Genomic DNA, 24,249 nt, shown 5'->3' with positions numbered 1-24,249 from the left:
CTTGACATAAGAAAGGCATACTCTTTTTCAATCTATTATTTCTTTTTCAGCTCCTTATTTTCATTGGAGCCAATCGGCTGCTTGCCAGCAGGAACTCATTATCTAATGTGTTTATCACTTCTTTCACGCTGCGTATCTTATCAGAGAGGAAGGCGTTGCTTCCGGCAAATGCATATCCTCTTTTCATGTTTCCTTTGGCTGCGTTGTACAATGCCTTGATAATGCAATAAGGACTCTTCTGATAGTCGCATGTCTTGATGCAATGGAACGGGCAGCACTTGGGCTTTTCCTGTCCTTTTTCTACATTACGTATAAATTCTCCGTTGATAGCTCTTCCGGGCATTCCTACGGGGCTTTCAATAATGAGAACGTCTTCGGCTTTAGAGTCGATGTACACTTCTTTGAAGGTCTGCGAAGCATCACACTCCAGTGTAGTTACAAAAATACTTCCCATCTGCACAGCCGAGGCTCCCAATTGCATGAACCTCGCAATATCTTCGCCTGTGGAGATTCCGCCGGCGGCAATGACAGGGATATTCTTTTTTTCTTTGTAGCTCGATGCAATCGCTACCACTTCCGGTATCAATGCTTCCAGAGCATATTTCTCATCTTGCAACTGCTCTTTCTTGAATCCCAGATGCCCGCCGGTCTTGGGACCTTCCACTACGATGGCGTCAGGCAGATAATCGTGATTCTTCAGCCATTTCTCACATATAACCCTGGCAGCTCTTGAAGAAGATACGATGGGAACTAGTTTCGTTTTGCTTTCTTGTGTCAGGTATAGGGGCAGGTCAAGGGGTAATCCTGCTCCGGCAAAGATTACATCTATTTTCTCGTTTATGGCAGTGCGTACCATTTCGGCATAATTGGATAATGCCACCATGATATTCACCCCGATGATTCCTTTTGATTTCTGCCGTGCCTTGTGGATTTCTTCTTTCAGCCCGCAAATGCATTTCTCGGTGTAACTACCTTTCCCTTTCGGGTATAGCAAACCTAAGCCTGCGCATGAAATAACACCTATGCCGCCTTCGTTGGCTACGGCTGACGCCAGGCCGGATAATGAAATTCCGACTCCCATTCCACCTTGTATGATAGGTGTTTTTATTTCTATATTTCCAATAAAAAATGGTTTCATATAATTGATGTTGTGATAAGACAATAAGTGGATACATATACTTCCGGTATTCTATTCGTCCGGCAATCTCCTGAAATGTAAATGTTCATTTAAAAAAATAATTAATTGAATACTAAAAAAAGAATGAGGGAGATAATTAAAGGAGAGGTCTGCTTTATAAAAGGATATAAAAAGAAGAACTAAGCGATAACGATTCGTAACTCAAACAGTGGCAAAGGTAACACAATAGGCGGAAACTACAATTTTAAATTCACGATTTATTTGTAAAAAGCGATAATTGTTATTTATTAGCATTTTCTCTTTTCAGGTTGCGTCTCTTAAAAATGCCTGCGGATATAACCAAATGGAATAATTTGATTATATTTGTAGCGCAGTTGAATGCAAAAATATAGTTTAATAATTAATACTTAAAGAAATGGCTTTTGAAATTACAGACAGCAACTATAAAGAGGTGCTTGCAGAAGGCAAACCGGTTGTTGTAGATTTTTGGGCTCCTTGGTGCGGCCCTTGTAAAATGGTGGGTCCTATTATCGAAGAACTGGCAGCAGAGTTTGAAGGACAAGTAATCATCGGCAAATGCGATGTAGACGAAAATGGTGATGTGGCTGCCGAATATGGTATCCGTAACATTCCTACCGTACTGTTTTTCAAGAATGGTGAGATTGTAGACAAGCAGGTAGGTGCCGTAGGCAAACCTGTATTTGCAGAAAAAGTGAAGAAACTGCTCTAAGCGGTAATATTTGATACTTATCACTTAATACTTAAATTATCATGGGACTGGAAGAAGATTTTTTTATGGCGGATGCTGACGACGAAAAGACCGTCGAGTTTATCAAAAACTATCTGCCTCAGGAACTGAAGGAGAAATTCGTGGACGACGAGTTGTATTACTTCATCGACTTGATCGACGAATATTATGCTGAAAGTGGTGTTCTCGATTCTAATCCCGATGCCGACGGTTACGTTGTCATTGATCTGGAAGCGATTGTGGATTACATTGTGAAAGAAGCTAAGAGTGACGGGCAAGGAGAATACGATCCTGAAGAGATTCTTTTTGTGGTTCAGGGAGAAATGGAATATGGAAACTCTCTGGGGCAGGTGGATTAAAGAAATCTAGTTTCATTAGTTGATAAAAAGGATGAAAGCCTGAAAGATGAAAATCTTTCAGGCTTTCATCCTTTTTATCGACTGTATAAATAAGTTTCGTTTAAATAAGATGATTTATGCGCGGGATTATACGAACAATACTTTTCATGTAGACTGACAATATCATTATCTCATTAATGCATTGTAAAGAACTGCTGATAAATAGTATAAATTGCATTATTAAATTATGTTATAAGATAATTTCCCTTGTGGGGATAAGAAGAATTACTGTGTATTTATAACATTAAGGAATACTAATAAACTTTCGAACACAATGAAACACACATGGCAACCATTAAATCAAATTGTTCATCATCAATTATTATATAGTAGTTTTGAACGAAATATAGGGATATGTAAAGGCAAGATGGGCACAGTAATTTTATTCTTCCGCTATGCTCATCATACGGATAATAGACTGTATGAGGATTTTGCCGGAGAACTTCTGGATGAAATTTGTCAAAGTATAACTTTTGATACCGCATGGGGATTTGGTGATGGACTGATTGGTATTGGATGGGGAATAGAATATTTGGTACAACAAAAATTCATAGAGGGGGATACTGATGAAATCTTGTTGGATATAGATAAAAGAATTATGGAGAAAGATGTTCAGCGTATAGATGATATGTCTTTTCATAAAGGATTCGAAGGTTTGGCTTTTTATGTTTTAGCTCGTTTATTATCACCACGTGAGAAAGGAACCCCGTTTGATACAGCTTATTTGTCAGACATTGAAAAAAAATGTATTGATAGTTTGGGATTTGCAGGTGAAGGTATGAGACTTCTATTGGATTTTATGCAAGGAAAAAATGTTCACTATCCGTATTCCAGAGTTCTAGATAAAATAATAAGTGAAGATAATATGGAGAAAGAGGCATTGTCTTGGAGTGCTGGTTTGAAATTTCTTTGAAATGTGGAGCGATATACTATGAAACAAAATATATTGAAGTCTTTCTTAAAGAGCTTAGGAGTCAGACATACAAATCAGTTTTCTAATGAAATTTATATGAATCATCCGTATAAATATAGTTTATATGGGATTTCTAAGATGTTGGAAGAATATCATGTGACTAATGTAGGAGTACGGGTTAGTGATAAAGATATTGATAGGCTAAGCATTCCTTTTGTGGCACAATTAGATCAGGACTTTGTTGTAGTTAATCACATAAAGAGGAAAGATGGCAAAGTATGTCTTATGCGAAATGGGGTATTTTCTAGTGTGACGATGAACGAGTTCAAAGAACAATGGTCGGGAGCCGCTTTGATTGCAGAGCCGGATTTGATGTCTGTAGAACCTGAATATTGGAAACATAGGCTTAGTGAACTGATTTCTAAAGGATGCAATCTGCTTATAGGATTAATTGTTTGTGCTATTTTGTGTAGTACTATATATAAAAATTGGAGTTTCTATTCTTTTAAGGAAGCTATTCTGTTTTTCTTGAACTTGGCTGGGGGAGTATGCAGCTATCTATTGCTTTTGAAACAATTACATATTTCAAATGAATATGCGAATAAGTTTTGCTCTCTATTTCATCAAAAAGATTGTAGTAATGTAACAGATTCAAAAGCTGCAAAAATAATGGATATATTTAGTTGGAGTGAGATTGGCTTCGGCTATTTTGTTTCCAATATGATTATATTATTGTTTTTGCCGAAAATGATTACTTATTTGGCTTTAATAAATATGTGTACCTTACCTTATACACTATGGAGTATTTGGTATCAATATAAAAAGATAAAACAATGGTGTGTGCTTTGCGTAATTGTACAAGTCATATTATGGTGTATTTTCGCTGTTAATATACTTGTAAACAATTTCGTTCTATGTGATGTATTCTTCGACCACATTTTAGTTATTTCAGCAATCTATTTATTTCCTTTTTTAATTATAAATTTATTAGCGAGGCTTTTATCTGATAGAAATAAATATAGGACTAAGGCTTGGTTATTGAATGAATTTAAAATGAAAGATGGGGTATTTGAGACTTTATTAAAAAAACAACCATATTATTCCGTAAATAGATCGGATTCTAATCTTATTTGGGGGAATCCGAATGCCCAAATTGGCATAACAGTTTTAACCAATCCGCACTGTGAGCCCTGTGCTGAGGTTCACAAACAACTAAATGAGTTATTGGAAAAAGAGGGAAATAGAATCTATATACAATACATTTTCTCAGCTTTTAGTAATGAATTATTGCTAAGTAATAGATTTCTGATTGCAGCTTACTTTCAAAGTGACAGAAAACAAGCTACCACAATTTATAGTGATTGGTTCGAAAAAGAAAAATATCGTCCATTAGCATTTTTTGAACGATACGATTTCTTATTGAATACTGAGGATATACAGTTAGAAATAGACAACCATTTTCGTTGGAGAATGCACAATCGGCTTGTAGCAACTCCTGTCATACTTATAAATGGTTATAAGTTACCTCCAGAATATAGCATACAAGATTTAGGTTATAAAATAAATGAAATGCAATCAATTGATTGAAATAACTATTGTTATGCTGCAGGACAATAGGCAATGATGAAGCTGATTATTGCAATAATCTGTGGCTCATTTAAATGTAATTAAGATGAAAACTCTAAACAGGATTTTAGTACATGACAAAGTTGAAGTCATGGATGCTTCTGAAATGAAGCAGGTTCTCGGTGGTTCAGGCTCTTCTGGATTGTTGACTTGTGACTGTGTCTGTACACAGCCTAAATCTGGTCAATTGGATAATCAAGGCAAGATTCCTCCTGCTGAATATAGTACGGGAATACAAGCCAAAAGTGCAATGGACGCATATATCAAGTTGTCTAGCGGATATTGTGCGGTATATGATACAGTTAATTGCTCTAATTGCAGAACAAACTAATTGTTAAAAAGACTTTGGCATGCCTGTACTTAATTCCAAGGTTGTATATGGAGAATAGGTTGTAAGGCATGCCAAAATCGTAAAGTAATAATGACTTCAACTAATATTATATTCTATGAATACCAAGTTAATATTTTTATTTTCTTTCTTTTTAATATCATTAAAAAGTTACTCCAATGGAAGTGTTATCGTCTTCAAGACTGATCAAGAGATAACTGTGCGGGTGAAAAGGCCGATATCAGGTATGTATAACTCCTTGTATGTAAATGCTGCCCTGTCATTATTTCCTCATAAAGAAGTGTGTTACCTTTTGTCACCGGGCGACTATGGTTCTGTTTCCTGTGAGTATTCATCCGGTAGAAAGGTGGAATTTTATGTCTTTGAGTCAGATTCCGTTATTGTGAACTATCTGGATGGAAAAATAACATTTGAAGGCGACAATGCGGCAGGTAACCAATATTGGAATAATGGAAGGATTAGAGATGGTTGGAATTTTCAACAACAAATTAAAGGTGCTATCAATGATGCTTTAAAGCAGAATGAAGATTTATCTATTGCCCTGAACAGAGTGGCGCATTCACCTTTTAGTACTGAAACTCTTGCAAAAATAGAGCGAATGGCCACCGATAAGCTGATATCTGAGGACTTTTCAACGTTACTCAATAATTATATGAGGTCGACTTTAGCCAACACAACTTTAGATGAATTGGAAATAAAGTCAATGACAGATTCACTGGGGTCGGAGAAACTAAAGAGGATAGATCAATTAAAAGACTCCATATATCTATCATTGCATGTGGACGACGTGTTGCCTATAAAATTTTCTTCTCTTTATATATCCTCTTATTATCACCGTATATATGATAAGTTAGATAATATGGAAAAAAAACTATTATTAGGAAAGTTTGCTGAAGAAACTTTCGGTCCATATTCTCACTGGCTATTGTCTCCTCCCAAAGTGCAGTATCAAATGCTGTTTGATGTTTTTTTATTTACTCACTACTTTAAGACAAAAGAAATCAGTCTTTTAAAATTATACGAATATCTGAGTGAAAACTTTCCGGAAAGCGAAGCTATGTCTATTATGCTAAAATTCGCAGTAGAAGAAGAGCAAGAGAAGAGAATAAGAGAAAAACCGGTTTTGATAAAAGAACCCATTAAGAGCTTACACGGCTTGACGAACATTAAAGAACTAAAAGGTCAAACACTTTTGATTGATTTATGGGCTACTTGGTGTACACCGTGCAGATTGCAATTTCGCTACTTAGAAGACTTACATAAATTATTGAATAGCTATCAGAATGTTACGTCGATTTTTATTTCAATAGATAAACGAGAACAGGAAAAAGTTTGGGAAAGTGTAGTGAATGAAATGTCCGGTTTTCACTTGAGAGCTTCAGAAAGCCTGATAAAAGATATAAAAGAAAAAGTTTTTGACGGAAAAGAAACAATGCTGATTCCGCGGTATATACTCATTGACCCGACCGGGAAAGTGATAAATGCAAACTTGCCCAGACCTGACAAGCCGGATGAATTGAAATTGGAACTGGATAAATATTTAACACCCAAAAAGAAATGAAGAATATATATATTATTGATGAATCTAGAAGTTCTCTCAAGAATGGCATAGGAACTTTCCTTCAAGAGTTTCTTTTTTGTGTAGAGCGAATGGATACGAATATCTGTCTTGTTAGTTTTAATTCTGAACAATCAGAATTTTCTATAGAAGAAGGAGACAAAATAAGCGAAATGCGTTTTCCTGTTTTTCCTTCCGGCAATTTTATGACTCATCCTGAAGTTGCTATCCGTTTTTTTCGATTATATATAAAAGATTCATCGAATAATGTTTTTCTGATAAACTACTCTCCTTGTATTGCTTTTCTACAATTAATCCGGGAGTTTTTCCCATTATCTAAGATTATGTATATTATTCATGATCTGTCGTGGACATCTGTTTGTTTGGGTGACAAAAAGGAATGGAAAGCTTCGATTAAAGTTTCAGGAGATGATGTTTCCGAAAAGGAGCGTTGGCTGATTAATGCGTTTGAAGAAGAGAAAAAAATGTGCAATATGGTTGATATTGTAGTCTGTCTGTCATTAAGTACTTTCAATGTATTGAAGGAAATATACAAGATTGATGAAAAGTTAATCAGATTAATACCGAATGGATTACGAAAAAAGAATATGAAATTCTTGGATAAAGATTGCTTACGTCGGTCTGTCAATATTGATAAAGCAGAGAAAGTTCTTCTTTTTGTGGGACGAACCACAAAAGTGAAAGGCTTTTCGGCATTGATAGAAGCATTCCGCTTAGTTCTAAAAAAAGTACCCAATGCCAGATTGATAATTGCCGGGGCTATAGTTGATTTAACTTCTTATGGAGATGTTTCGTCAAGAATTACATATCTTGGGCATATTGAATCGGAACATTTAAGGAAGTGGTATCGTATATCGGATATTGGAGTGATATCTTCATACTCTGAGCAATGTAGCTATGCCGGTATAGAAATGATGCAAGCAGGATTACCGATTGTTTCTTCTGATGGCTTTGGTGTGGTTGATATGTTCCATGATGGTATAAATGCAAAGGTTGCTTCGATTGGGAATCGAAAAACAGACAAAGAGTATATTCAAAATATGGCTAAAGCAGTGTTGGATTTAATCGAATCTGAAATTTTGTGTGCAAAGTTGAAAATAACAGAGAGGGAATTAGCTTCTTCGATTTATGGTATCCGACGAATGAAAAAGAACTATCAAAAATTAATTGATGGAATTTGAGAACATAAGTTTTTGGCCGTAATATACAAATAGCTCTAATTAATGTTTGGATGTTAGTTTATATTTGTCAATGTAGTATTCGTCTTTTTCAGTTACTAATTTACTATTGAAAAGCCGATTTTTGTTTCTATAAATAGAAGAAAGTAATGAAGAGTTTTCCCCATTTTCTTCAACGGGATGCCATGGATTGCGGACCGACGTGCCTGCGTATGATAGCGAAATACTATGGTAGGACTTATTCGCTTCAGACACTTCGTGAGCATTCTTTCATCACTCGTGAAGGAGTTTCGATGCTTGGCATCAGCGATGCGGCAGAATCTATCGGCTTTCGGACTTCCGGTGTACGGATTTCATTCAAACAATTGGTGGAAGATGTTCCTCTTCCATGCGTTCTTCATTGGAATCAGAATCATTTTGTAGTTTGTTATGACATCCGTAAGAAGAAAGGTGGCTACCATATTTCTATAGCAGATCCCGCCAGTCAATTGGTGACTTATCAAGAAAGTGAATTTAAGAAATGTTGGCTTTCCACAAAAATGGAAGGAGAAGAAAAAGGGGCAGTTTTAGTATTGGACCCGACGCCAGATTTTTATGATGCGGAAGATGAGAAAAGAGTAGGGGAGCGTAGTTTGACTTTTTTCTTGAAATATTTGACTCCTTATAAGAAACAGTTACTGCAACTTATCTTGGGGATGTTGGTTATCAGTGTACTACAATTAATAGCTCCTTTTCTAACGCAGTCATTGGTCGATGTCGGTATTCATGGAGGTAATCTGTCCTTTATAACTTTGATATTGGTTGCACAACTGGTCGTTTCGGTTTCTCAATTATCTGTTGGCTTTATTCGCAGTTGGATCATGCTTCACATGAATGCACGAATCAATATAGCGTTGATTTCCGATTTCCTTATCAAGCTGATGAAACTTCCACTTCATTATTTCGATACGAAAATGATTGGCGACATCATGCAGCGAATCGGTGACCATGGGCGTATTGAATCATTTCTGACAGGATCGTCTATCAGTACATTGTTCTCGTTTGTCAATTTCTTTGTCTTTTCTTTCGTGTTGGCGTATTATAATTTAGGGATTCTGGCAATCTTTTTAGTTGGTAATGCTTTATACGTCTGCTGGATTCTGCTCTTTATGAAATACCGGCGAGAACTCGATATCCGGCGTTTTGCACAGGCAGCAGGAGAACAGAGTAGCCTGATACAGTTAATCACCGCCATGCAGGAGATTAAATTGAATAACTGTGAGAAACAGAAACGTTGGCAATGGGAGCGCATTCAAGTAAAGTTATTCAAAATCAGTGTGAAAGGATTGGCGTTAGGACAAGTTCAACAGGTGGGATCCGTTTTCTTTAGCCAAACGACCAACATCGTCATTTCATTCATTGCAGCCAAATCAGTGGTGGAAGGAGAAATGACACTTGGTATGATGATGTCATTGACGTATATTATCGGGCAACTTTCCGGTCCGATAAGTTCCTTTATAGGTTTTGTTCAACAATTTCAGGATGCTAAAATCAGTTTGGAGCGCTTGAATGAGGTACATGGTAGAAAAGACGAGGAACAGGATATAGATTCAAAACTGATAGTACTGTCCGAAAGGCGCGAGATACGGATAGAAGATTTATGTTTTAGTTATGATGGCGCCGACAGGGATTATGTATTGAAGGATATGAAGTTGACAATCCCGGAGAGGAAAATCACAGCCATTGTAGGAGCAAGTGGTAGCGGAAAAACAACGCTGCTTAAACTGCTACTTGGATTCTATCAGCCGAATAAAGGGAGGATTACGATCGGAGAAACTCCTTTGAATACTATTAACCCTCATTTGTGGCGTGCCCGCACTGGAGCGGTGATGCAGGATGGAGTTATTTTCTCCGATACTATCGCACAGAACATTGCTGTCGGTGAAGATCAGATTGACATCGAACATCTCCGGCATGCCGTTACGGTAGCTAATATTCGTGATTTTATCGATTCTCTTCCATTAGGATACAATACGAAAATTGGTATGGAAGGCAATGGAATCAGTCAGGGGCAGCGGCAGCGCATTTTGATAGCTAGAGCTGTCTACAAAAATCCTGAATATTTGTTTTTTGATGAAGCTACTAATGCATTGGATGCCAATAATGAAAAAGAAATAATGGAACATCTGAACGATTTTTACAAAGGTAAAACTGTGGTGGTTGTAGCCCATCGATTGAGTACTGTGAGACATGCGGATAAGATAGTGGTATTAGAAAAAGGCAGAATTGTCGAAGAGGGGAGTCATCAGGAATTGGCACAGAAGCAAGGATTGTATTTTAACTTGGTGAAGAACCAACTGGAACTCGGGCAATAAGGATTGAGAAAGGGAGAAAATACATGAAAGAGGAAAACGATACAAAGATTATTAAAGAAGAAGCGAAAAAATATAAAGAAATTGAACTCCGGAGTGAAGAAGTGCAGGAGGTGATGAATCATGTGCCTTCATGGATACTTCGTCAAGGAATCACTGTTTTATGTTGTATCGTTGTCGTTCTGTTGGTCGGTAGTTATCTTTTCAAGTATCCGGACATAGTAGAAGCGGAAATAACAGTGAGTACACAAACTCCTCCTGTATATATAGTGACGAAAGCAGCAGGGAGACTGGAAGAACTCCGTATATCTAACGGTGGAGAAGTAGAAAAAGAAACCATATTGGGCGTAATAGAAAACGCGGCTAAAACCAAAGATGTACTTTGGGTAAAAGAACGAATGAGGCAGTGGGAAACAAAAGACTACTTGTTAAGTGAAGGGAAGCGGCTTTTTGACGGGCGGTATCTTCAACTGGGAGAAGTACAGGCAATCTATGCTGCATTTGTGTTAGCACTGAATGAATATGTGGAATTTGTCGGGCAAGATTATTATAATAGAAAACTGGAAAACAGCCAAAAGAACTTGAGCAATAGAAAAGAGTATTACCGGTTGGCGAAAAAACAATACCTGTTGGCAGCGCAAGATCAAGTGCTGGCAAAACGTATGTATGGTCGCGATTCTATTTTGTACACACGAAAAGTAATCATGGATAACGAATATGATGAAGCGCAACGCAATTATTTGCAGCATCGTCAGACTCATGAAGGGATGTGTATGTCTTTATCCCAGATTGAAATACAGATTGAACAGGACAAGGGAACTTTGCTCGATCTTCATCATCAGGCTTTGACGGAAGAGCAAAAGTATGCGCTTAACCTGAAAAATGCAACTGAGCAATTGCAGGCAGGCATTATTTCATGGGAGCAACATTATCTGCTGGTAGCTCCCATATCCGGAAAGTTAACTTTTATGAGTGTATGGAGTGATAACCAGTATATGACTGCTGGTGAAAGCCTTTTTGTCATTGCTCCTAGAGTGGATTCACTGCCTGTAGGCAGGGCATTACTTCCCGTTCAAGGATCGGGCAAAGTAAAAGCTGGACAGCAAGTTAATGTTCGCTTGAATAACTATCCGGATCATGAGTTTGGTTATGTGAAAGGAAAGGTAATCAATGTTTCTCCTGTACCGACAGAAGAAGCGAAGTATGTGGTAGACATTGAGTTCCCTAAGGGGTTACGCACTAATTATGATAAAGAACTTCCTATTAGTAGAGAACTGAAAGGGAGTGCCGAGATTATTACGGAAGATATGAGATTGATAGAAAGGTTGTTTGCCCCTATTAAAATGTTGAAAGAGCATATTAAATAATCTCTACTATAAAGTTTGAAAAATGAAAAAATATCTGCCATCTGCAACAAAATCGAAATAACGAATTGATATATAGCTGATTATAGCGTTGCAGATACCTGTTGCAGATAGGTTGCAGATACCTTTATCTGCAACACAATATAAGCCTAAAATATTTTTCCACCGGACGGTAAGTTTTGTTCCTATATCCGAAGAGATGATTTCCAGCGTCGAAACTCCCGTTTCCAGCCTGGAAACTGGAGTATCCAAGTATGGAAACGGGAGTATCTGCTTATAGATACTGTAGTTTCTTAGTATGGAAACTATGGGACACTCCTAGCTGTTGTTTTCTTGCAAAGGAGATTTACGAGACTAGCCCCAGTTATATTCTTCCACGTAACCGTCAAAGTATTCTTGTTGAATGACACCAAGCTCTTTGGCTATGGTGATAACCCGTTGTTGCTCTGCCGGAGTAAGATTCATTTCTCCTCTACGTTTCAAATAGTAGTTCTTTCTACCCATATACTCAATCATACGATAGCGGAAAGTATCTGCCGCACGAACAGTAAGTGCATTAATCGTACGCATAAAGCCACGTGCATAACGTACTTTCTCATCGGAGCGGTAATAATCACACGTGCCTTTCATCGTTTTCAGCCGCTTGGGATTCATCATCGACAGGAAAACACGCTCTGCCGGAGCATACTCTAAGGCAATCCGCCGCAGGCAAGTTGCGGCACGCGGGCATTCTTCGGCTGCACACATACCGAAAGTATAGGGGACTAAGGAGTAATCGAACGGTTCTTTCATTGCTTTTTATCGGTTTTATTATTTTAAAATTCTACAAATGTAAGGATAAAAAGGATAAACAGAATAAAATATCGTGTTTATTTGCATGAGCAAACAAATATAGCTAACTTAGCAGAATATTATTAACAAATAAGATAATGAAGATTACTCAGTTAAGAGACAAGGATAAAACTACTGCGCTGACTACAATGGATATGGAAACGTGGATAGAAAAAACACGGACTGAAACTAAAATGCAGCCAGTATCGGCTTTCAGAGAAGTGTTGCGATATTCCCTGCCCGACTCACGCTGCTACGAGGCCGACAAGTTGCCAAAGATTCTTCCGGCTGCGGAATTTCGCAGGACGGAAGGTGGAAAACAATTGAAAAGTTATAACGGAATAGTTGAGCTGACAGTCGGCCCGCTATCGGGCAGATCGGAAGTTTCGCTGGTAAAACAATTGGCTTGGGAACAACCGCAAACCTACTGCGCTTTTACCGGATCCAGCGGGCGGACAGTGAAAATCTGGACGAGATTTACCCGTCCCGATAGTTCGCTTCCACAGAAAAGAGAGGAAGCGGAAATATTTCATGCACATGCTTATCGGTTGGCTGTGAAATGTTACCAGCCCCAAATCCCGTTCAATATTTTATCAAAAGAACCTGCTCTGGAACAATATTCACGATTATCATACGATCCGGAACTTATGTACAGACCGGATTCCGTTCCGTTTTATCTGTCGCAGCCGGGAGGGATGCCCGAAGAACTGTCTTATCGGGAAGTAGTGCATTCGGAAAAGTCTCCGTTGACACGAGCTGTGCCGGGGTATGATACGGAACGTGCCATATTCATGCTTTTTGAAGCGGCTTTGAGAAAGACGCATGAAGAAATCTACAGAGCGGAAGATGAAGGTGCTCTCCAAAGAGATGCAGACTTTCAGGCTGTAGTGACACAACTGGCCGTCAACTGCTTCCACTCGGGCATTCCCGAAGAAGAAACGGTGAAACGTACTATCTTTCACTATTACTTACATCGGGAAGAAACACTTATTCGCCAATTGGTCAAAAATGTATATAGCGAACAGGAAGGCTTCGGAAAGAAAAATAGTTTAGGAAAAGAGCAGTTCCTGTCACTGCAAACAGAGGAGTTTATGAAGCGGCGTTATGAATTCCGTTACAATACCCAAGTGGGCGAAGTAGAATACCGCGAGCGGAACTCATTCCGCTTTTATTTCAACGCAATCGACAAACGGGTGCTGAACAGTATCGCGCTGGATGCGCAAGCCGAAGGTATTCCGCTATGGGACAGGGATATCAGCCGGTATATTTACTCCAACCGCATCCCTGTATTCAATCCGTTGGAAGACTTCCTTTATCATCTTACCGCTTGGGACGGCAAAGACCGTATCCGCGGACTGGCGCAGACTGTGCCCTGCAACAACAAACATTGGGTGGAACTGTTTCACCGCTGGTTTCTCAATATGGTTGTTCACTGGCGTGGAACGGATAAAAAATATGCGAACAATGTTTCTCCCTTATTGGTAGGTGTGCAAGGTTGCCGTAAGTCGACTTTCTGCCGCAGTATCATTCCGCCTGCTATACGTGCATATTATACGGACAGCATTGACTTTTCACAGAAGAGAGATGCCGAAGTTTATCTCAATCGCTTTGCACTCATCAACATTGATGAATTCGACCAGATTAGTGCCACTCAACAAGGTTTCCTGAAGCATATCCTCCAGAAACCGATTATAAATATGCGCAAACGTTATGGCAACGCTGTATTGGAAATGCGCCGTTATGCTTCATTTATCGCAACGAGTAACCAGAAAGATTTGCTGACCGACCCTTCGGGAAGCCGCCGTTTTATCTGTATCGAAGTGAGTGGGACGATAGACACAAACAAGGCGATAGATTATGACCAACTTTATGCACAGGCTATGTATGAACTCGATCATGGTGAACGTTACTGGTTTGATCAGGCTGAAGAACGGATTATGATGGAGAATAATCGTGAGTTTGAGCAAGTTTCACTTGAAGAACAGTTGTTTTACCGGTATTTTCGTCCGGTCAAGGAAGAAGAGGACGGTGAATGGCTTTCGCCGGCAGAGATTCTGGAAGATATAAAGAAAAACAGTGCCATACCGTTATCAAACAAGCGGGTGAGTGTATTCGGACGAATACTCCGCAAACACGAAATACCGTCGAGACGTGTACGTAGCGGTACTGTCTATCATGTTGCCAGGCTTTCATAAAGCAAACGGATGTGTTGCAGATACTGCATCTGCAACACATCTGCAACAGGTATCTGCAACGCTGTAATTTGTTGTGAATAAGAAGAATACGACGGTTTTGTTGCAGATGGCAGATAATTGCTGTTTATATTTTCTTGTGTAGCTCTGAACTTTTACACTTCCCAACATTTATAGCCTTTATTCCCGCATATATATACTACATAGGCTCTGACCTTATAATTCGGAAATTTCCTTTTTGTGTCCGCCGCATATCCTTTCACTTGTTCCACATGTTCTGGAAGCGGTTCGGTGAGTACCAACATTTTTTCGGCTTCTTTATTGTGATAGTATTTGAACTCTACTACCCGGTCGTCCGTATAATAGTCTGTGCCGGGGATACCTGTCATTTCAAAGTCCGACCGGCCGGCAGCATTGTTTTGTTCAATGGCAAATGTGTAGCAACTGCTCAAGTAGCGGGAGATAAGTTCATAGAAAGAGCATCGGATAAAGTTCTCATTTATTTTATCAAATACTTGTGCGGGGAATTGTCCCAAGTATTGTTCGAAATAGTTCTCTATCAATGGTTCCAGGCGACGGTCACTATCATATTTTCGATATACAGGCACATATCGTTGAGCATTTCCTTCGATTTGATTGATTTGATTATAGTAATCCATGTACACGCTACGCATGGTCATGTTGGGTAATGTTGTTACGTAATTATCTTTCAGTGTTGTCATGCCCAGATAAAACAAACTGATGGGATAGAATTCTTTATTGAAGAATTTCTTTTTGTTGAATTTGCTCGAAAGGTCGGCAACGTTATAAGACAGTTCATCATCAATCACCAGTGCGTCCAGCATAGCTTTTGCATTATCCAGTGAAAGAGTGAGCCGACGTATCCAGTTGATATCTGTACGCAGATTCTCATCGACCAGTTCATCCGGTATACTGCCGGCATTGACAGCAAATTTCTTGAAGAAATAAGTCAGAATGGTAGAATTGAAAAGACGTTCTCCGTTGGGACGGAATCGGTAACCGTCGTAATTGTTCACAATCAGTTGCCAGATTTCATCAAAGCGGTCTTGACCGGATGTGTATTTGTCGAGGACGTAGCGCAAGTAGGTTTCCGTCTCCTGATAGGTGAAGCCCAACATGTTCAGGAAGGTAGGCTCCAGTGTCAGTATCTCGGCAATGTTGTATCCGCTGGTCAAATCGTCCATAGTGACCGGCAATACACCTGTACAGAAACAAGTACGAACGCTTCCTTCTCCTATACCTTTCTTTATCACTTTGAAGAAGGTACGCAGGAAACTGTCGTTAGTGGTTACTTCTTCATAAAGCGGATCATTATAAGCAGTGAGCAGTTGGTTGGTGAAGTTATCGTATTCGTCAATCAGGATATAGGCTTTAGGCAGTTCATGGGAACGGGCATACATCAGGACTTCTTCGAGCATTTTTGAAGCATCTCCTTTATTTGTAAATTGGAAGTCTCCGAACAAATCACGATTATGTTCCACCATTACTTCTACAGGAGCGCAATTCAAATCATTGAAGTTTTGGGCCAAGTTTTGCATATTGTTTGCCATTACCATTGCCGAGAAGTCGTAGCGGATAATCATGTAACGATTATGCTCGGGCGTGGGGTGGCTGCCAATCCATGTGCCGCCGAACAACTCTTCGAAACGATGTGCCTTCGTGCGGTCGTAATAACAAGCTAAGGTCGATATTAACAAACTCTTTCCAAAACGGCGGGGGCGCAAAAATACAGGGGCGTTATAATTTTCAAGCCTCGTAATATAGTTCGTTTTATCAACATAGTAGAAACCTCGTTCGCGAAGGTCTACAAAGTCTGCTATTGCATAAGGGATGGTTATTTTATCCATAATCGTTCTGCTTTTATTCTATACGAACAAAGGTAAGGATAAAAAACGAATTATATTTCTTCCAGCGCATAATATTGATAATCCCTCAGCACTGTCTGAAGAAACTTTTCCTGATTGCCCTCTCGCGGAGTAATGGAAAGGAGTGATTGCACTTTTTTTGCAAGTGCCGTGACGCGTCGTGTCCGGTCTTTCTCTCCGGATTCCAATGTCCGGGTAATCACATTCACCTGCTCCAGTGACAAGTCGGCGGATTGCGGATAGACTGGCTTGTAATTTTTTGTCAGGTAATCGAATTCGTCAAGACTGACATGTATCTTGCGATAGTTCTTTTCTTTAATTACCATAGTGCCGGCTGCGAGGTCACCCAGTCGCTGATTGTTTTTGGTGAGTAACACGACCAGAAGCCCTAAACCGCTGGTCAGTGGACCGTCAACTATGAAAAGAAGCCAGCGTAGCAGGTAAGAACTGACGGTAGGAGTGGAGCCGTCCACCTTGACGACGCGTATATTCATCAGTTTTTTTCCGAAGCTCTGTCCGTGATTGAACGTTTCGCACAAAAAAGAATAACCGAGTATCGGTAAATAGATGACACATAAGAAAAAGAATGCCCGGAATCCTGACGGCAACCGTAGTTCCATTAAGAGGACAGCTGTTGCATATACATAAAGTACAATCAGGAAATAATCAATGACTAATGCCAGAAATCGCTCGCCGATACTGGCGGGTGTTTGGCTGATACGGACGAATTGTCCGGTGATTATCGTAGATTCTGCCATTTTGGGTTAAACATTTTTAGGATTCCGTTGCAAATATATCATAATTCTCTTACTTTTGCTTCCGGTTTCGGACAAAACTTATCCGGAAACTATTGAAAAGCATGAAAGAAGTTACGTTTATCCGTCGGAACATTGAAAAATGGAAAGAGACTGAGAAGGTGGTGGAGCAGGCTGCAAACCTGTCCCCTGACCAGCTTGCCGATGCCTATACGGACTTGACTGCCGACCTGGCGTTTGCCCAGACGCATTTCCCGACTTCCCGCATTACGATTTATCTGAATAATCTGGCTTCGGCATTGCACAATGAAATCTACCGGAATAAACGTGAGAAGTGGACACGGATTATCACCTTTTGGACGCAGGAAGTCCCCCGTACCATGTATGACGCACGTCGGGAACTGCTGACTTCGTTTCTTATCTTTGTAGCCAGTGTGCTCATCGGAGTGCTGTCTGCTGCGAACGACCCGGATTTTGTCCGTTTGATTCTAGGAAACGGCTATGTGGACATGACATTGGAGAATATAGCCAATGGCGAACCGATGGCAGTATATGGCGGCTCTTCCGAAGTCCCGATGTTTCTGGGGATTACCCTCAATAACGTAATGGTATCTTTTAACTGCTTTGTAATGGGATTATTGACCAGCTTCGGAACGGGATATATGCTTCTTAGCAATGGGATTATGGTAGGAGCTTTTCAAACTTTCTTTTATCAACACGATTTGCTTTGGGAATCCAGCCTTGCCATTTGGCTGCACGGAACGCTTGAGATTTGGGCGATTATCGTAGCCGGTGCCGCCGGACTGGCTTTGGGCAACGGATGGTTGTTTCCCAGAACATATTCAAGACTGGAATCTTTTCGGAGAGGGGCGAAACGAGGACTGAAAATCGTAATCGGCACTGTTCCTGTATTTATCATGGCAGGTTTTATCGAGGGCTTTCTCACCCGTCACACCGAACTTCCTGATATGTTGAGGCTGGGCGTGATCCTTACTTCTCTGGCATTTATCATTTTCTACTATATTTATTTACCAAATAGAAAAAAACATGGAATCACAGAAACCTAAGATTGCGATGTACGTAAAACGCCCTTTCGGCGAAAAGTTGAACGCTTCTTTTGACTTTATAAAAGAGAATTGGAAACAGTTGTTCAAGTACTCAACGTATCTGGTACTCCCAATCTGTTTGCTCCAGGCCGCAAATTTTAGCGGACTGATGGGCGGTATGACAGACCTCACCGCCATGCAGGCATCAGGAAGTATGGGTGATAATCCTTTCGCAGCCTTGGGACCTACATTTGCATTGAACTATGCAGGGGTTATCTTCTTTTCTTGTTTGGGAGCCTTGTTGCTGACTTCCTTGATTTATGGAATGGTTCGCTTGTACAATGAACGTGAGGAACGCCTGAACGGTATTGTATTCAGTGACATAAAACCGTTGCTGCTTCACAATGTCAAGAGATTGTTTCTCATGGGGGTGGCTGTCAGCTTCTTATTCCTGTTTGTCATCATTATAATGGTGTTATTGGCAGTATTGACTCCTTTTACATTGCTGCTCACTTTCCCGTTGTTGTTTGCATTCATGATACCTATGGCTCTGATGGCTCCTATCTATTTGTTTGAAGATATTTCGCTGATGGAGGCGTTCAAGAAAACATTCCGGTTAGGGTTTGCCACTTGGGGAGGAGTTTTCCTGATTTTGATTGTGATGGGAATCATTGCCAGCGTATTGCAGGGGATTGTTTCGATACCGTGGTATGTTATCTATATCGTGAAAATGGTTTTTGCCATGAGTGACGGTGGTGAAGTCTCTTCGTCCGTCGGACTGAACTTTGCGCAATATCTGTTTTCTATTCTGATGTTGTACGGCTCTTACCTGTCGGCTATATTCAGTATTGTAGGACTGGTATATCAGTACGGTCATGCATCGGAAGTGGTGGACAGCATAACGGTAGAAAGTGATATTGACAACTTTGATAAACTCTAAAATAAATCCGGAATAGATGAATCTTACTTCCCCGGCTGATACATTGGTCTGTGATACGGCGAAGATTGCCCTTTGGCGGTCTGATCCGGCATACGACTATAACCGTGAACTGATTACTCCGGAGCTTAACCTCTTAGAGTGGATCAGTAAGCAGTTCGGGGAACTTCTGCGCAAGATATTCGGCAGCCGCTTTGCGGAAGAGTATTCGGGGCTTATCCTGATATGCATTGCCATCATTCTTCTGCTTCTGATTATCTGGTTCGTTTATAAAAAGCGTCCCGAACTGTTCATGCGTTCGCCTAAGAATGCATTGCCTTATACCGTAGGGGAAGATACGATTTATGGCGTAGATTTTCCGGGAGGAATTGCCGAAGCGCTTTCCCGCCAGGATTATCGGGAAGCGGTTCGTTTGCTTTATTTGCAGACATTGAAACAGCTCAGCGATGCGGAACGCATCGACTGGCAACTTTATAAAACGCCTACACAGTATCTGAATGAAGTCCGTTTGCCGGCTTTCCGCCAACTGACCAATCACTTTTTGCGGGTACGTTACGGAAACTTTGAGGCGACGGAAGAACTTTTCCGTACCATGCAGACGTTGCAGGAGGAAATAGGGAAAGGAGGCGTCTCATGAAAGGAAGCCGCTGGTTTATAATCTTTATTGTAGCTTTTCTGCTGGTTATGTTTGCGGTAGAGTATCATTTGCCTAAAAAGTTTGTGTGGACACCTACTTTCAGCCATTACGATGAGCAGCCGCTCGGTTGTGCGGTGTTCGACAGCCTGCTGTCTTCTTCTTTGCCAAATGGCTATTCCATATCTAAGGAGACGTTCTATCAGATGGAGGGGGATACGACGGACAATGGCAATAAGGGCATACTTGTGATTGCCAATAATTTGTCTATGGTAGAGGCAGACGTGAATGCTTTATTGAAAATGGCAGAACGGGGGAATAAGATTATGCTGGTAAGCAATAACTATCCTAAGTATTTGGAAGATACTTTGCGGTTTTATTGTACATATTCTCATTTTAGTGCGGCTGCTTTCAAGAAGTATGCTTCTTCTATCTTCAGGAAAGACAGTATTTATTGGATTGCCGATTCTGTCTATTCCCGGCAGCTATACCGTTGTTATCCGCAATTCTGTAATTCCTATTTCAGGAGTTATGATTCATTGCCGGTACGGAAGTTGGCGGAGAAAGATATGTCGGACGCTATCGGTGATGCGTTGGCTGATTCTGATTCTGTGAAAGCGTACAATAACTATCATCCGTTGATGGCAATGGTTCGTCCGTGGGGGAAAGGGGAAATCATGCTCGTCTCTACTCCGTTGTTGTTTACGAATTATGGCGTGTTGGACGGGAATAACGCAAATTATATCTTCCGTTTACTGTCGCAGATGGGGGAACTTCCTATCGTTCGTAGTGAAGGATATGTGAAAGCGACGGCACAGGTGCAACAGTCGCCTTTCCGTTATCTGCTTGCGCACCAGCCGCTCCGTTGGGCTTTGTACCTGACGATGATTACTATCCTGCTTTTTATGATATTCACGGCAAAAAGACGGCAACGTGCCATTCCTGTTGTTCGTGAGCCGGCAAACAAGTCTCTCGAATTTACAGAATTGATTGGTACGCTGTATTTCCAGAAGAAAGACCATGTCGACTTGGTTCGTAAGAAGTTTGCTTATTTGGCAGAAGTGTTGCGAAGAGAAATTCAGGTGGATATTGAGGAAGTGGCGGATGACAAACGCTCTTTCGAGAGGATTGCCCGGAAAACGGGGATGGATGCCGAAGATATTGCGAGGTTTATCCATGAAGTCAGACCGGTGCTTTACGGTGGACGCACTATCGACTCTGAACAGATGAAAGTGTTTATTGATAAAATGAATGAAATAATCAATCATATCTAAAGAAGAAATTTATGGAAGAGAATACAGAACAGCGAGTGGATTTAACTCTCTTTTCCGAGAAGATACAAGAGTTGAAAGACCGGATTGCTTCCGTCATTGTCGGACAGGAACAGACGGTGGATTTGGTGCTGACAGCCATTCTGGCTAATGGCCATGTGCTGATAGAAGGTGTGCCGGGAGTGGCAAAGACCTTGTTGGCTCGCCTGACGGCTCGTCTGATTGATGCTGACTTCAGCCGTATCCAGTTTACACCGGACTTGATGCCGAGTGATGTGTTGGGTACGACGGTGTTTAATATGAAAACCAATGGCTTTGACTTTCATCAGGGGCCGATTTTCGCGGATATCGTATTGGTGGACGAAATCAACCGTGCGCCTGCCAAAACGCAGGCTGCCTTGTTTGAGGTGATGGAAGAACGTCAGATCAGTATTGACGGAACTACACACCGGATGGGCGAACTATATACGATTCTTGCCACACAGAATCCTGTGGAACAGGAAGGTACGTACAAACTTCCCGAAGCGCAACTCGACCGTTTCCTGATGAAGATTACGATGGATTATCCTTCCCTTGAAGAGGAAGTGAATATCCTTGAACGTCATCATACCAATGCCGCATTGGTGAAACTGGACAACATAACGCCTTCCATCACCAAAGAAGAACTTCTGTCGCTCCGTGCTTTCATGAATCAGGTATTTGTAGACCGTACGCTGCTCCAATACATCGCATTGATTGTGCAGCAGACGCGTACCAGCAAGGCTGTGTATCTGGGAGCTTCTCCGCGTGCATCCGTAGCTATGCTGCAATCCTCGAAGGCCTATGCACTCTTGCAGGGACGGGATTTTGTGACGCCGGAAGATATTAAGTTCGTAGCTCCTTACGTACTTCAGCACCGCCTTATCTTGACGGCGGAAGCGGAAATGGAAGGATATTCTCCGGTGAAGGTGACGCAGCGCTTGATTGATAAGGTCGAAGTCCCGAAATAATGGGTAGTCGATTATTACCAGACTATGGTCTTTAGTTTTTAATCTTTAATATCTAATTGATAAATTGTACTTAACCCGTCGTTTCTATATTGCCCTTGTCGTAATTATCCTCTTGTTGGGTAGTGGATACGCCTTCGCTCCGCTCTTTGTTATCGGGCAGTGGGTGCTTTTTGCCTTTTTCCTGACTGTATTGGCGGATGGCTATCTGCTTTATAGTGTTCGTGGAATTCAGGCATTCCGCCAATGTGCCGACCGTTTCTCCAATGGGGACGAGAATGAGGTAAGTATCCGGGTAGAGAGTAGTTATCCCCGTCCTGTCGCTTTGGAAATCATTGACGAAATTCCTTTTATCTTTCAGAAGCGTGATATTGATTTTTGTGTCAGTCTTCGGGCAAACGAAGGGAAAACGGTTAGTTACCAGCTTCGTCCTACGCGTCGGGGCGTCTATTCTTTCGGACACATCCGGGTTTTCGTAACCGGGCGGATAGGCTTGGTTTCCCGGCGATATACTTGTGGTGAACCGTTGGATATTAAGGTGTATCCGTCTTATCTGATGCTGCACCAGTATGAATTGCTGGCTATCAGTGATAATCTTACCGAACTGGGAATAAAGCGTATTCGCCGGATAGGTCATCACACGGAGTTTGAGCAGATAAAGGAGTATGTGAAAGGCGATGATTACCGTACGATAAACTGGAAAGCGAGTGCCCGCCGGCACGAGCTTATGGTGAATGTTTATCAGGACGAACGTTCACAACAGATTTATAATGTGATAGATAAAGGCAGGGTGATGCAGCAGGCTTTTCGTGGAATGACTTTGCTCGATTATGCGATAAACGCTTCGCTGGTACTTTCGTACGTTGCGATGCAGAAAGAGGACAAGGCGGGTTTGGTGACTTTTGATGAGCATTTCGATACGTTTGTCCCTGCTTCCAAGCAACCAGGACATATGCAGACCTTGCTTGAGAAACTTTACAGCCAGAAGACTACTTTCGGGGAAACGGATTTCTCGGCTCTATGTGTGCATCTGAACAAGCATGTCAGCAAACGGAGCCTGTTGATATTATATACAAATTTCTCCGGTATATCCAGCATGAACCGTCAGTTGGCTTATCTGAAGCAATTGAACCGCCAACACCGTCTGCTTGTCGTCTTTTTCGAGGATGCCGAATTGAAGGAATACATTGCCACTCCTGCCAAAGATACGGAAGGCTATTACCGCCATGTGATTGCGGAAAAGTTCGCTTACGAAAAGCGGTTGGTTGTTTCTACCTTGAAACAGCATGGAATCTATTCTTTATTAACTACACCGGAGAATCTTTCGATAGATGTGATTAATAAGTATTTGGAGATGAAAGCGCGGCAGCTGCTATGATAAGTCTTTAATGATTTGTTCAACTGTCTCTTTTAAAGGAGGAAGATGTTTTTGTATGACTACCCAAATGATTTCGTAGTCAATATTGGCATATTCATGGGAGATAATATTTCTTAATCCAATAACTTTCGTCCATGGAATTTGAGGATAATCTTTAAGAAAATTCTTTTGTGTTTTATCATCAATCGCCTTGATTGTTTCTCCTATCACTTGAATTCTCATGATACATGCATCTAAGATGGTCATTCCCCAAGGTGATAATAGAAAATCATCTACCTGCTGAATATTCTTACACCTTTCTTCAATGATAGATATTGATTCTGATATTTGAAGAAACTTGTCTTGAATTTCTTCTTTAAGCGTATATTCCATCTTTTTCTATTCTTTGGGAAATGAGTGAACGGAGATTTTTACGTAATCGGAGAAGATCTATTTTGCAGTTACATATCTGTTCCAACTCTTCTTTTATATCGAACATAATAAAAGGATCCGGCTCTTTTAACTCAATAAAAACATCCAAATCGCTCTCTTCATGCTGTTCTCCACGAGCCACAGAACCGAAGATTCCGATAGAAATAATTCCGTATTTCTCGGCAAACTGTTGCTTGAACTGGCGAATCTTTGCAAGATATTCGTTGGTTGTTTTCATTCTTATATTCTCCTTCCAATACAAAAATAGTAAAAAAAGA

General features: G+C 40.7%; 22 protein-coding genes. 16 read left to right on the top strand and 6 right to left on the bottom strand.

Features of this window, described 5'->3' with window-relative positions; translation table 11 throughout:
* Positions 1-46 precede the first annotated feature (46 nt).
* Entirely contained in the window at positions 47-1,138 is a 1,092-nt protein-coding gene (locus BacF7301_RS00425) for an NAD(P)H-dependent flavin oxidoreductase (RefSeq protein ID WP_167959471.1), read from the bottom strand.
* Positions 1,139-1,553: 415 nt separating this feature from the next.
* Between BacF7301_RS00425 and trxA the strand changes: the two genes are divergently transcribed.
* The 9 genes from trxA to BacF7301_RS00380 all read left to right on the top strand — a co-directional run bounded on the left by trxA (position 1,554) and on the right by BacF7301_RS00380 (position 11,647).
* Positions 1,554-1,868: a thioredoxin gene (gene trxA, locus BacF7301_RS00420; protein ID WP_167959470.1), complete on the top strand. Its 315-nt coding sequence runs from the start codon at positions 1,554-1,556 to the stop codon at positions 1,866-1,868.
* A gap of 41 nt (positions 1,869-1,909) precedes the next feature.
* On the top strand, positions 1,910-2,245 hold the full coding sequence (locus BacF7301_RS00415; RefSeq protein WP_167959469.1) for a hypothetical protein: 336 nt from the start codon (positions 1,910-1,912) through the stop codon (positions 2,243-2,245).
* Between the two features lie 313 nt (positions 2,246-2,558).
* Positions 2,559-3,197, top strand: a complete 639-nt coding sequence (locus BacF7301_RS00410) for a glycoside hydrolase family protein (RefSeq protein WP_167959468.1) — start codon at positions 2,559-2,561, stop codon at positions 3,195-3,197.
* A gap of 18 nt (positions 3,198-3,215) precedes the next feature.
* Entirely contained in the window at positions 3,216-4,784 is a 1,569-nt protein-coding gene (locus BacF7301_RS00405) for a vitamin K epoxide reductase family protein (RefSeq protein WP_167959467.1), read from the top strand.
* A gap of 85 nt (positions 4,785-4,869) precedes the next feature.
* Positions 4,870-5,154 carry a hypothetical protein gene (locus tag BacF7301_RS00400; RefSeq protein WP_167959466.1) on the top strand — a complete coding sequence of 95 codons (285 nt, stop codon included), beginning with the start codon at positions 4,870-4,872 and terminating at the stop codon, positions 5,152-5,154.
* Between the two features lie 115 nt (positions 5,155-5,269).
* Positions 5,270-6,733 (top strand): TlpA family protein disulfide reductase, encoded by a 1,464-nt coding sequence (locus BacF7301_RS00395; protein WP_167959465.1) that lies wholly within the window; start codon positions 5,270-5,272, stop codon positions 6,731-6,733.
* Complete coding sequence (locus BacF7301_RS00390) at positions 6,730-7,932, top strand: glycosyltransferase (RefSeq protein WP_167959464.1); 1,203 nt, start codon at positions 6,730-6,732, stop codon at positions 7,930-7,932. Before BacF7301_RS00395 ends, BacF7301_RS00390 begins: the two co-directional genes overlap by 4 nt.
* A 146-nt stretch (positions 7,933-8,078) precedes the next feature.
* Positions 8,079-10,283 carry a peptidase domain-containing ABC transporter gene (locus tag BacF7301_RS00385; RefSeq protein WP_167959463.1) on the top strand — a complete coding sequence of 735 codons (2,205 nt, stop codon included), beginning with the start codon at positions 8,079-8,081 and terminating at the stop codon, positions 10,281-10,283.
* 23 nt (positions 10,284-10,306) lie between these two features.
* Complete coding sequence (locus tag BacF7301_RS00380) at positions 10,307-11,647, top strand: HlyD family secretion protein (RefSeq protein WP_167959462.1); 1,341 nt, start codon at positions 10,307-10,309, stop codon at positions 11,645-11,647.
* Between the two features lie 351 nt (positions 11,648-11,998).
* Here the strand turns inward: BacF7301_RS00380 and BacF7301_RS00375 are convergent, their stop codons facing one another.
* Positions 11,999-12,436: a DUF6078 family protein gene (locus BacF7301_RS00375; protein ID WP_167959461.1), complete on the bottom strand. Its 438-nt coding sequence runs from the start codon at positions 12,434-12,436 to the stop codon at positions 11,999-12,001.
* A 137-nt stretch (positions 12,437-12,573) separates the two neighbouring features.
* Between BacF7301_RS00375 and BacF7301_RS00370 the strand changes: the two genes are divergently transcribed.
* A complete protein-coding gene (locus BacF7301_RS00370) occupies positions 12,574-14,670 on the top strand; it encodes a BT4734/BF3469 family protein (RefSeq protein WP_167959460.1) in 2,097 nt (698 codons plus the stop codon).
* A gap of 152 nt (positions 14,671-14,822) precedes the next feature.
* Here BacF7301_RS00370 and BacF7301_RS00365 read toward each other — a convergent pair whose 3' ends face one another.
* Positions 14,823-16,535 (bottom strand): ATP-binding protein, encoded by a 1,713-nt coding sequence (locus BacF7301_RS00365; RefSeq protein ID WP_167959459.1) that lies wholly within the window; start codon positions 16,533-16,535, stop codon positions 14,823-14,825.
* A 50-nt stretch (positions 16,536-16,585) separates the two neighbouring features.
* On the bottom strand, positions 16,586-17,311 hold the full coding sequence (locus tag BacF7301_RS00360; protein WP_167959458.1) for an RDD family protein: 726 nt from the start codon (positions 17,309-17,311) through the stop codon (positions 16,586-16,588).
* Positions 17,312-17,412: 101 nt separating this feature from the next.
* Between BacF7301_RS00360 and BacF7301_RS00355 the strand changes: the two genes are divergently transcribed.
* The 6 genes from BacF7301_RS00355 to BacF7301_RS00330 all read left to right on the top strand — a co-directional run bounded on the left by BacF7301_RS00355 (position 17,413) and on the right by BacF7301_RS00330 (position 23,560).
* Positions 17,413-18,375: a stage II sporulation protein M gene (locus BacF7301_RS00355; RefSeq protein ID WP_167959457.1), complete on the top strand. Its 963-nt coding sequence runs from the start codon at positions 17,413-17,415 to the stop codon at positions 18,373-18,375.
* Positions 18,356-19,294 carry a hypothetical protein gene (locus BacF7301_RS00350; RefSeq protein ID WP_167959456.1) on the top strand — a complete coding sequence of 313 codons (939 nt, stop codon included), beginning with the start codon at positions 18,356-18,358 and terminating at the stop codon, positions 19,292-19,294. Before BacF7301_RS00355 ends, BacF7301_RS00350 begins: the two co-directional genes overlap by 20 nt.
* A 16-nt stretch (positions 19,295-19,310) precedes the next feature.
* Entirely contained in the window at positions 19,311-19,928 is a 618-nt protein-coding gene (locus BacF7301_RS00345; RefSeq protein ID WP_167959455.1) for a DUF4129 domain-containing protein, read from the top strand.
* A complete protein-coding gene (locus tag BacF7301_RS00340) occupies positions 19,925-21,199 on the top strand; it encodes a DUF4350 domain-containing protein (RefSeq protein ID WP_167959454.1) in 1,275 nt (424 codons plus the stop codon). Before BacF7301_RS00345 ends, BacF7301_RS00340 begins: the two co-directional genes overlap by 4 nt.
* Positions 21,200-21,210: 11 nt before the next feature.
* The gene (locus BacF7301_RS00335; protein ID WP_167959453.1) at positions 21,211-22,185 is read left to right on the top strand and encodes an AAA family ATPase; all 975 of its coding nucleotides are present in this window, start codon (positions 21,211-21,213) and stop codon (positions 22,183-22,185) included.
* 64 nt (positions 22,186-22,249) lie between these two features.
* A complete protein-coding gene (locus tag BacF7301_RS00330; RefSeq protein WP_167959452.1) occupies positions 22,250-23,560 on the top strand; it encodes a DUF58 domain-containing protein in 1,311 nt (436 codons plus the stop codon).
* Here BacF7301_RS00330 and BacF7301_RS00325 read toward each other — a convergent pair.
* Positions 23,555-23,932 (bottom strand): HepT-like ribonuclease domain-containing protein, encoded by a 378-nt coding sequence (locus BacF7301_RS00325; protein WP_167959451.1) that lies wholly within the window; start codon positions 23,930-23,932, stop codon positions 23,555-23,557. The genes BacF7301_RS00330 and BacF7301_RS00325 overlap by 6 nt on opposite strands.
* A complete protein-coding gene (locus tag BacF7301_RS00320) occupies positions 23,916-24,209 on the bottom strand; it encodes a nucleotidyltransferase family protein (protein ID WP_167959450.1) in 294 nt (97 codons plus the stop codon). The genes BacF7301_RS00325 and BacF7301_RS00320 overlap by 17 nt, the downstream gene beginning before the upstream one ends.
* Positions 24,210-24,249 lie beyond the last annotated feature (40 nt).

This window comes from Bacteroides faecium (assembly GCF_012113595.1).
Lineage (GTDB): Bacteria > Bacteroidota > Bacteroidia > Bacteroidales > Bacteroidaceae > Bacteroides > Bacteroides faecium.
This window is presented reverse-complemented; position numbering and strand designations above follow the sequence as displayed.

Bases quoted from the DNA above. Each gene is read 5' to 3' on its own strand.
- BacF7301_RS00335 (WP_167959453.1), top strand. From the start codon at position 21,211: ATGGAAGAGAATACAGAACAGCGAGTGGATTTAACTCTCTTTTCCGAG.
- BacF7301_RS00370 (WP_167959460.1), top strand. From the start codon at position 12,574: ATGAAGATTACTCAGTTAAGAGACAAGGATAAAACTACTGCGCTGACT.
- BacF7301_RS00375 (WP_167959461.1), bottom strand. From the start codon at position 12,436: ATGAAAGAACCGTTCGATTACTCCTTAGTCCCCTATACTTTCGGTATG.
- trxA (WP_167959470.1), top strand. From the start codon at position 1,554: ATGGCTTTTGAAATTACAGACAGCAACTATAAAGAGGTGCTTGCAGAA.
- BacF7301_RS00385 (WP_167959463.1), top strand. From the start codon at position 8,079: ATGAAGAGTTTTCCCCATTTTCTTCAACGGGATGCCATGGATTGCGGA.
- BacF7301_RS00325 (WP_167959451.1), bottom strand. From the start codon at position 23,932: ATGGAATATACGCTTAAAGAAGAAATTCAAGACAAGTTTCTTCAAATA.
- BacF7301_RS00410 (WP_167959468.1), top strand. From the start codon at position 2,559: ATGAAACACACATGGCAACCATTAAATCAAATTGTTCATCATCAATTA.
- BacF7301_RS00380 (WP_167959462.1), top strand. From the start codon at position 10,307: ATGAAAGAGGAAAACGATACAAAGATTATTAAAGAAGAAGCGAAAAAA.
- BacF7301_RS00365 (WP_167959459.1), bottom strand. From the start codon at position 16,535: ATGGATAAAATAACCATCCCTTATGCAATAGCAGACTTTGTAGACCTT.
- BacF7301_RS00360 (WP_167959458.1), bottom strand. From the start codon at position 17,311: ATGGCAGAATCTACGATAATCACCGGACAATTCGTCCGTATCAGCCAA.
- BacF7301_RS00405 (WP_167959467.1), top strand. From the start codon at position 3,216: ATGAAACAAAATATATTGAAGTCTTTCTTAAAGAGCTTAGGAGTCAGA.
- BacF7301_RS00425 (WP_167959471.1), bottom strand. From the start codon at position 1,138: ATGAAACCATTTTTTATTGGAAATATAGAAATAAAAACACCTATCATA.
- BacF7301_RS00345 (WP_167959455.1), top strand. From the start codon at position 19,311: ATGAATCTTACTTCCCCGGCTGATACATTGGTCTGTGATACGGCGAAG.
- BacF7301_RS00390 (WP_167959464.1), top strand. From the start codon at position 6,730: ATGAAGAATATATATATTATTGATGAATCTAGAAGTTCTCTCAAGAAT.
- BacF7301_RS00355 (WP_167959457.1), top strand. From the start codon at position 17,413: ATGAAAGAAGTTACGTTTATCCGTCGGAACATTGAAAAATGGAAAGAG.
- BacF7301_RS00415 (WP_167959469.1), top strand. From the start codon at position 1,910: ATGGGACTGGAAGAAGATTTTTTTATGGCGGATGCTGACGACGAAAAG.
- BacF7301_RS00350 (WP_167959456.1), top strand. From the start codon at position 18,356: ATGGAATCACAGAAACCTAAGATTGCGATGTACGTAAAACGCCCTTTC.
- BacF7301_RS00320 (WP_167959450.1), bottom strand. From the start codon at position 24,209: ATGAAAACAACCAACGAATATCTTGCAAAGATTCGCCAGTTCAAGCAA.
- BacF7301_RS00400 (WP_167959466.1), top strand. From the start codon at position 4,870: ATGAAAACTCTAAACAGGATTTTAGTACATGACAAAGTTGAAGTCATG.
- BacF7301_RS00340 (WP_167959454.1), top strand. From the start codon at position 19,925: ATGAAAGGAAGCCGCTGGTTTATAATCTTTATTGTAGCTTTTCTGCTG.
- BacF7301_RS00395 (WP_167959465.1), top strand. From the start codon at position 5,270: ATGAATACCAAGTTAATATTTTTATTTTCTTTCTTTTTAATATCATTA.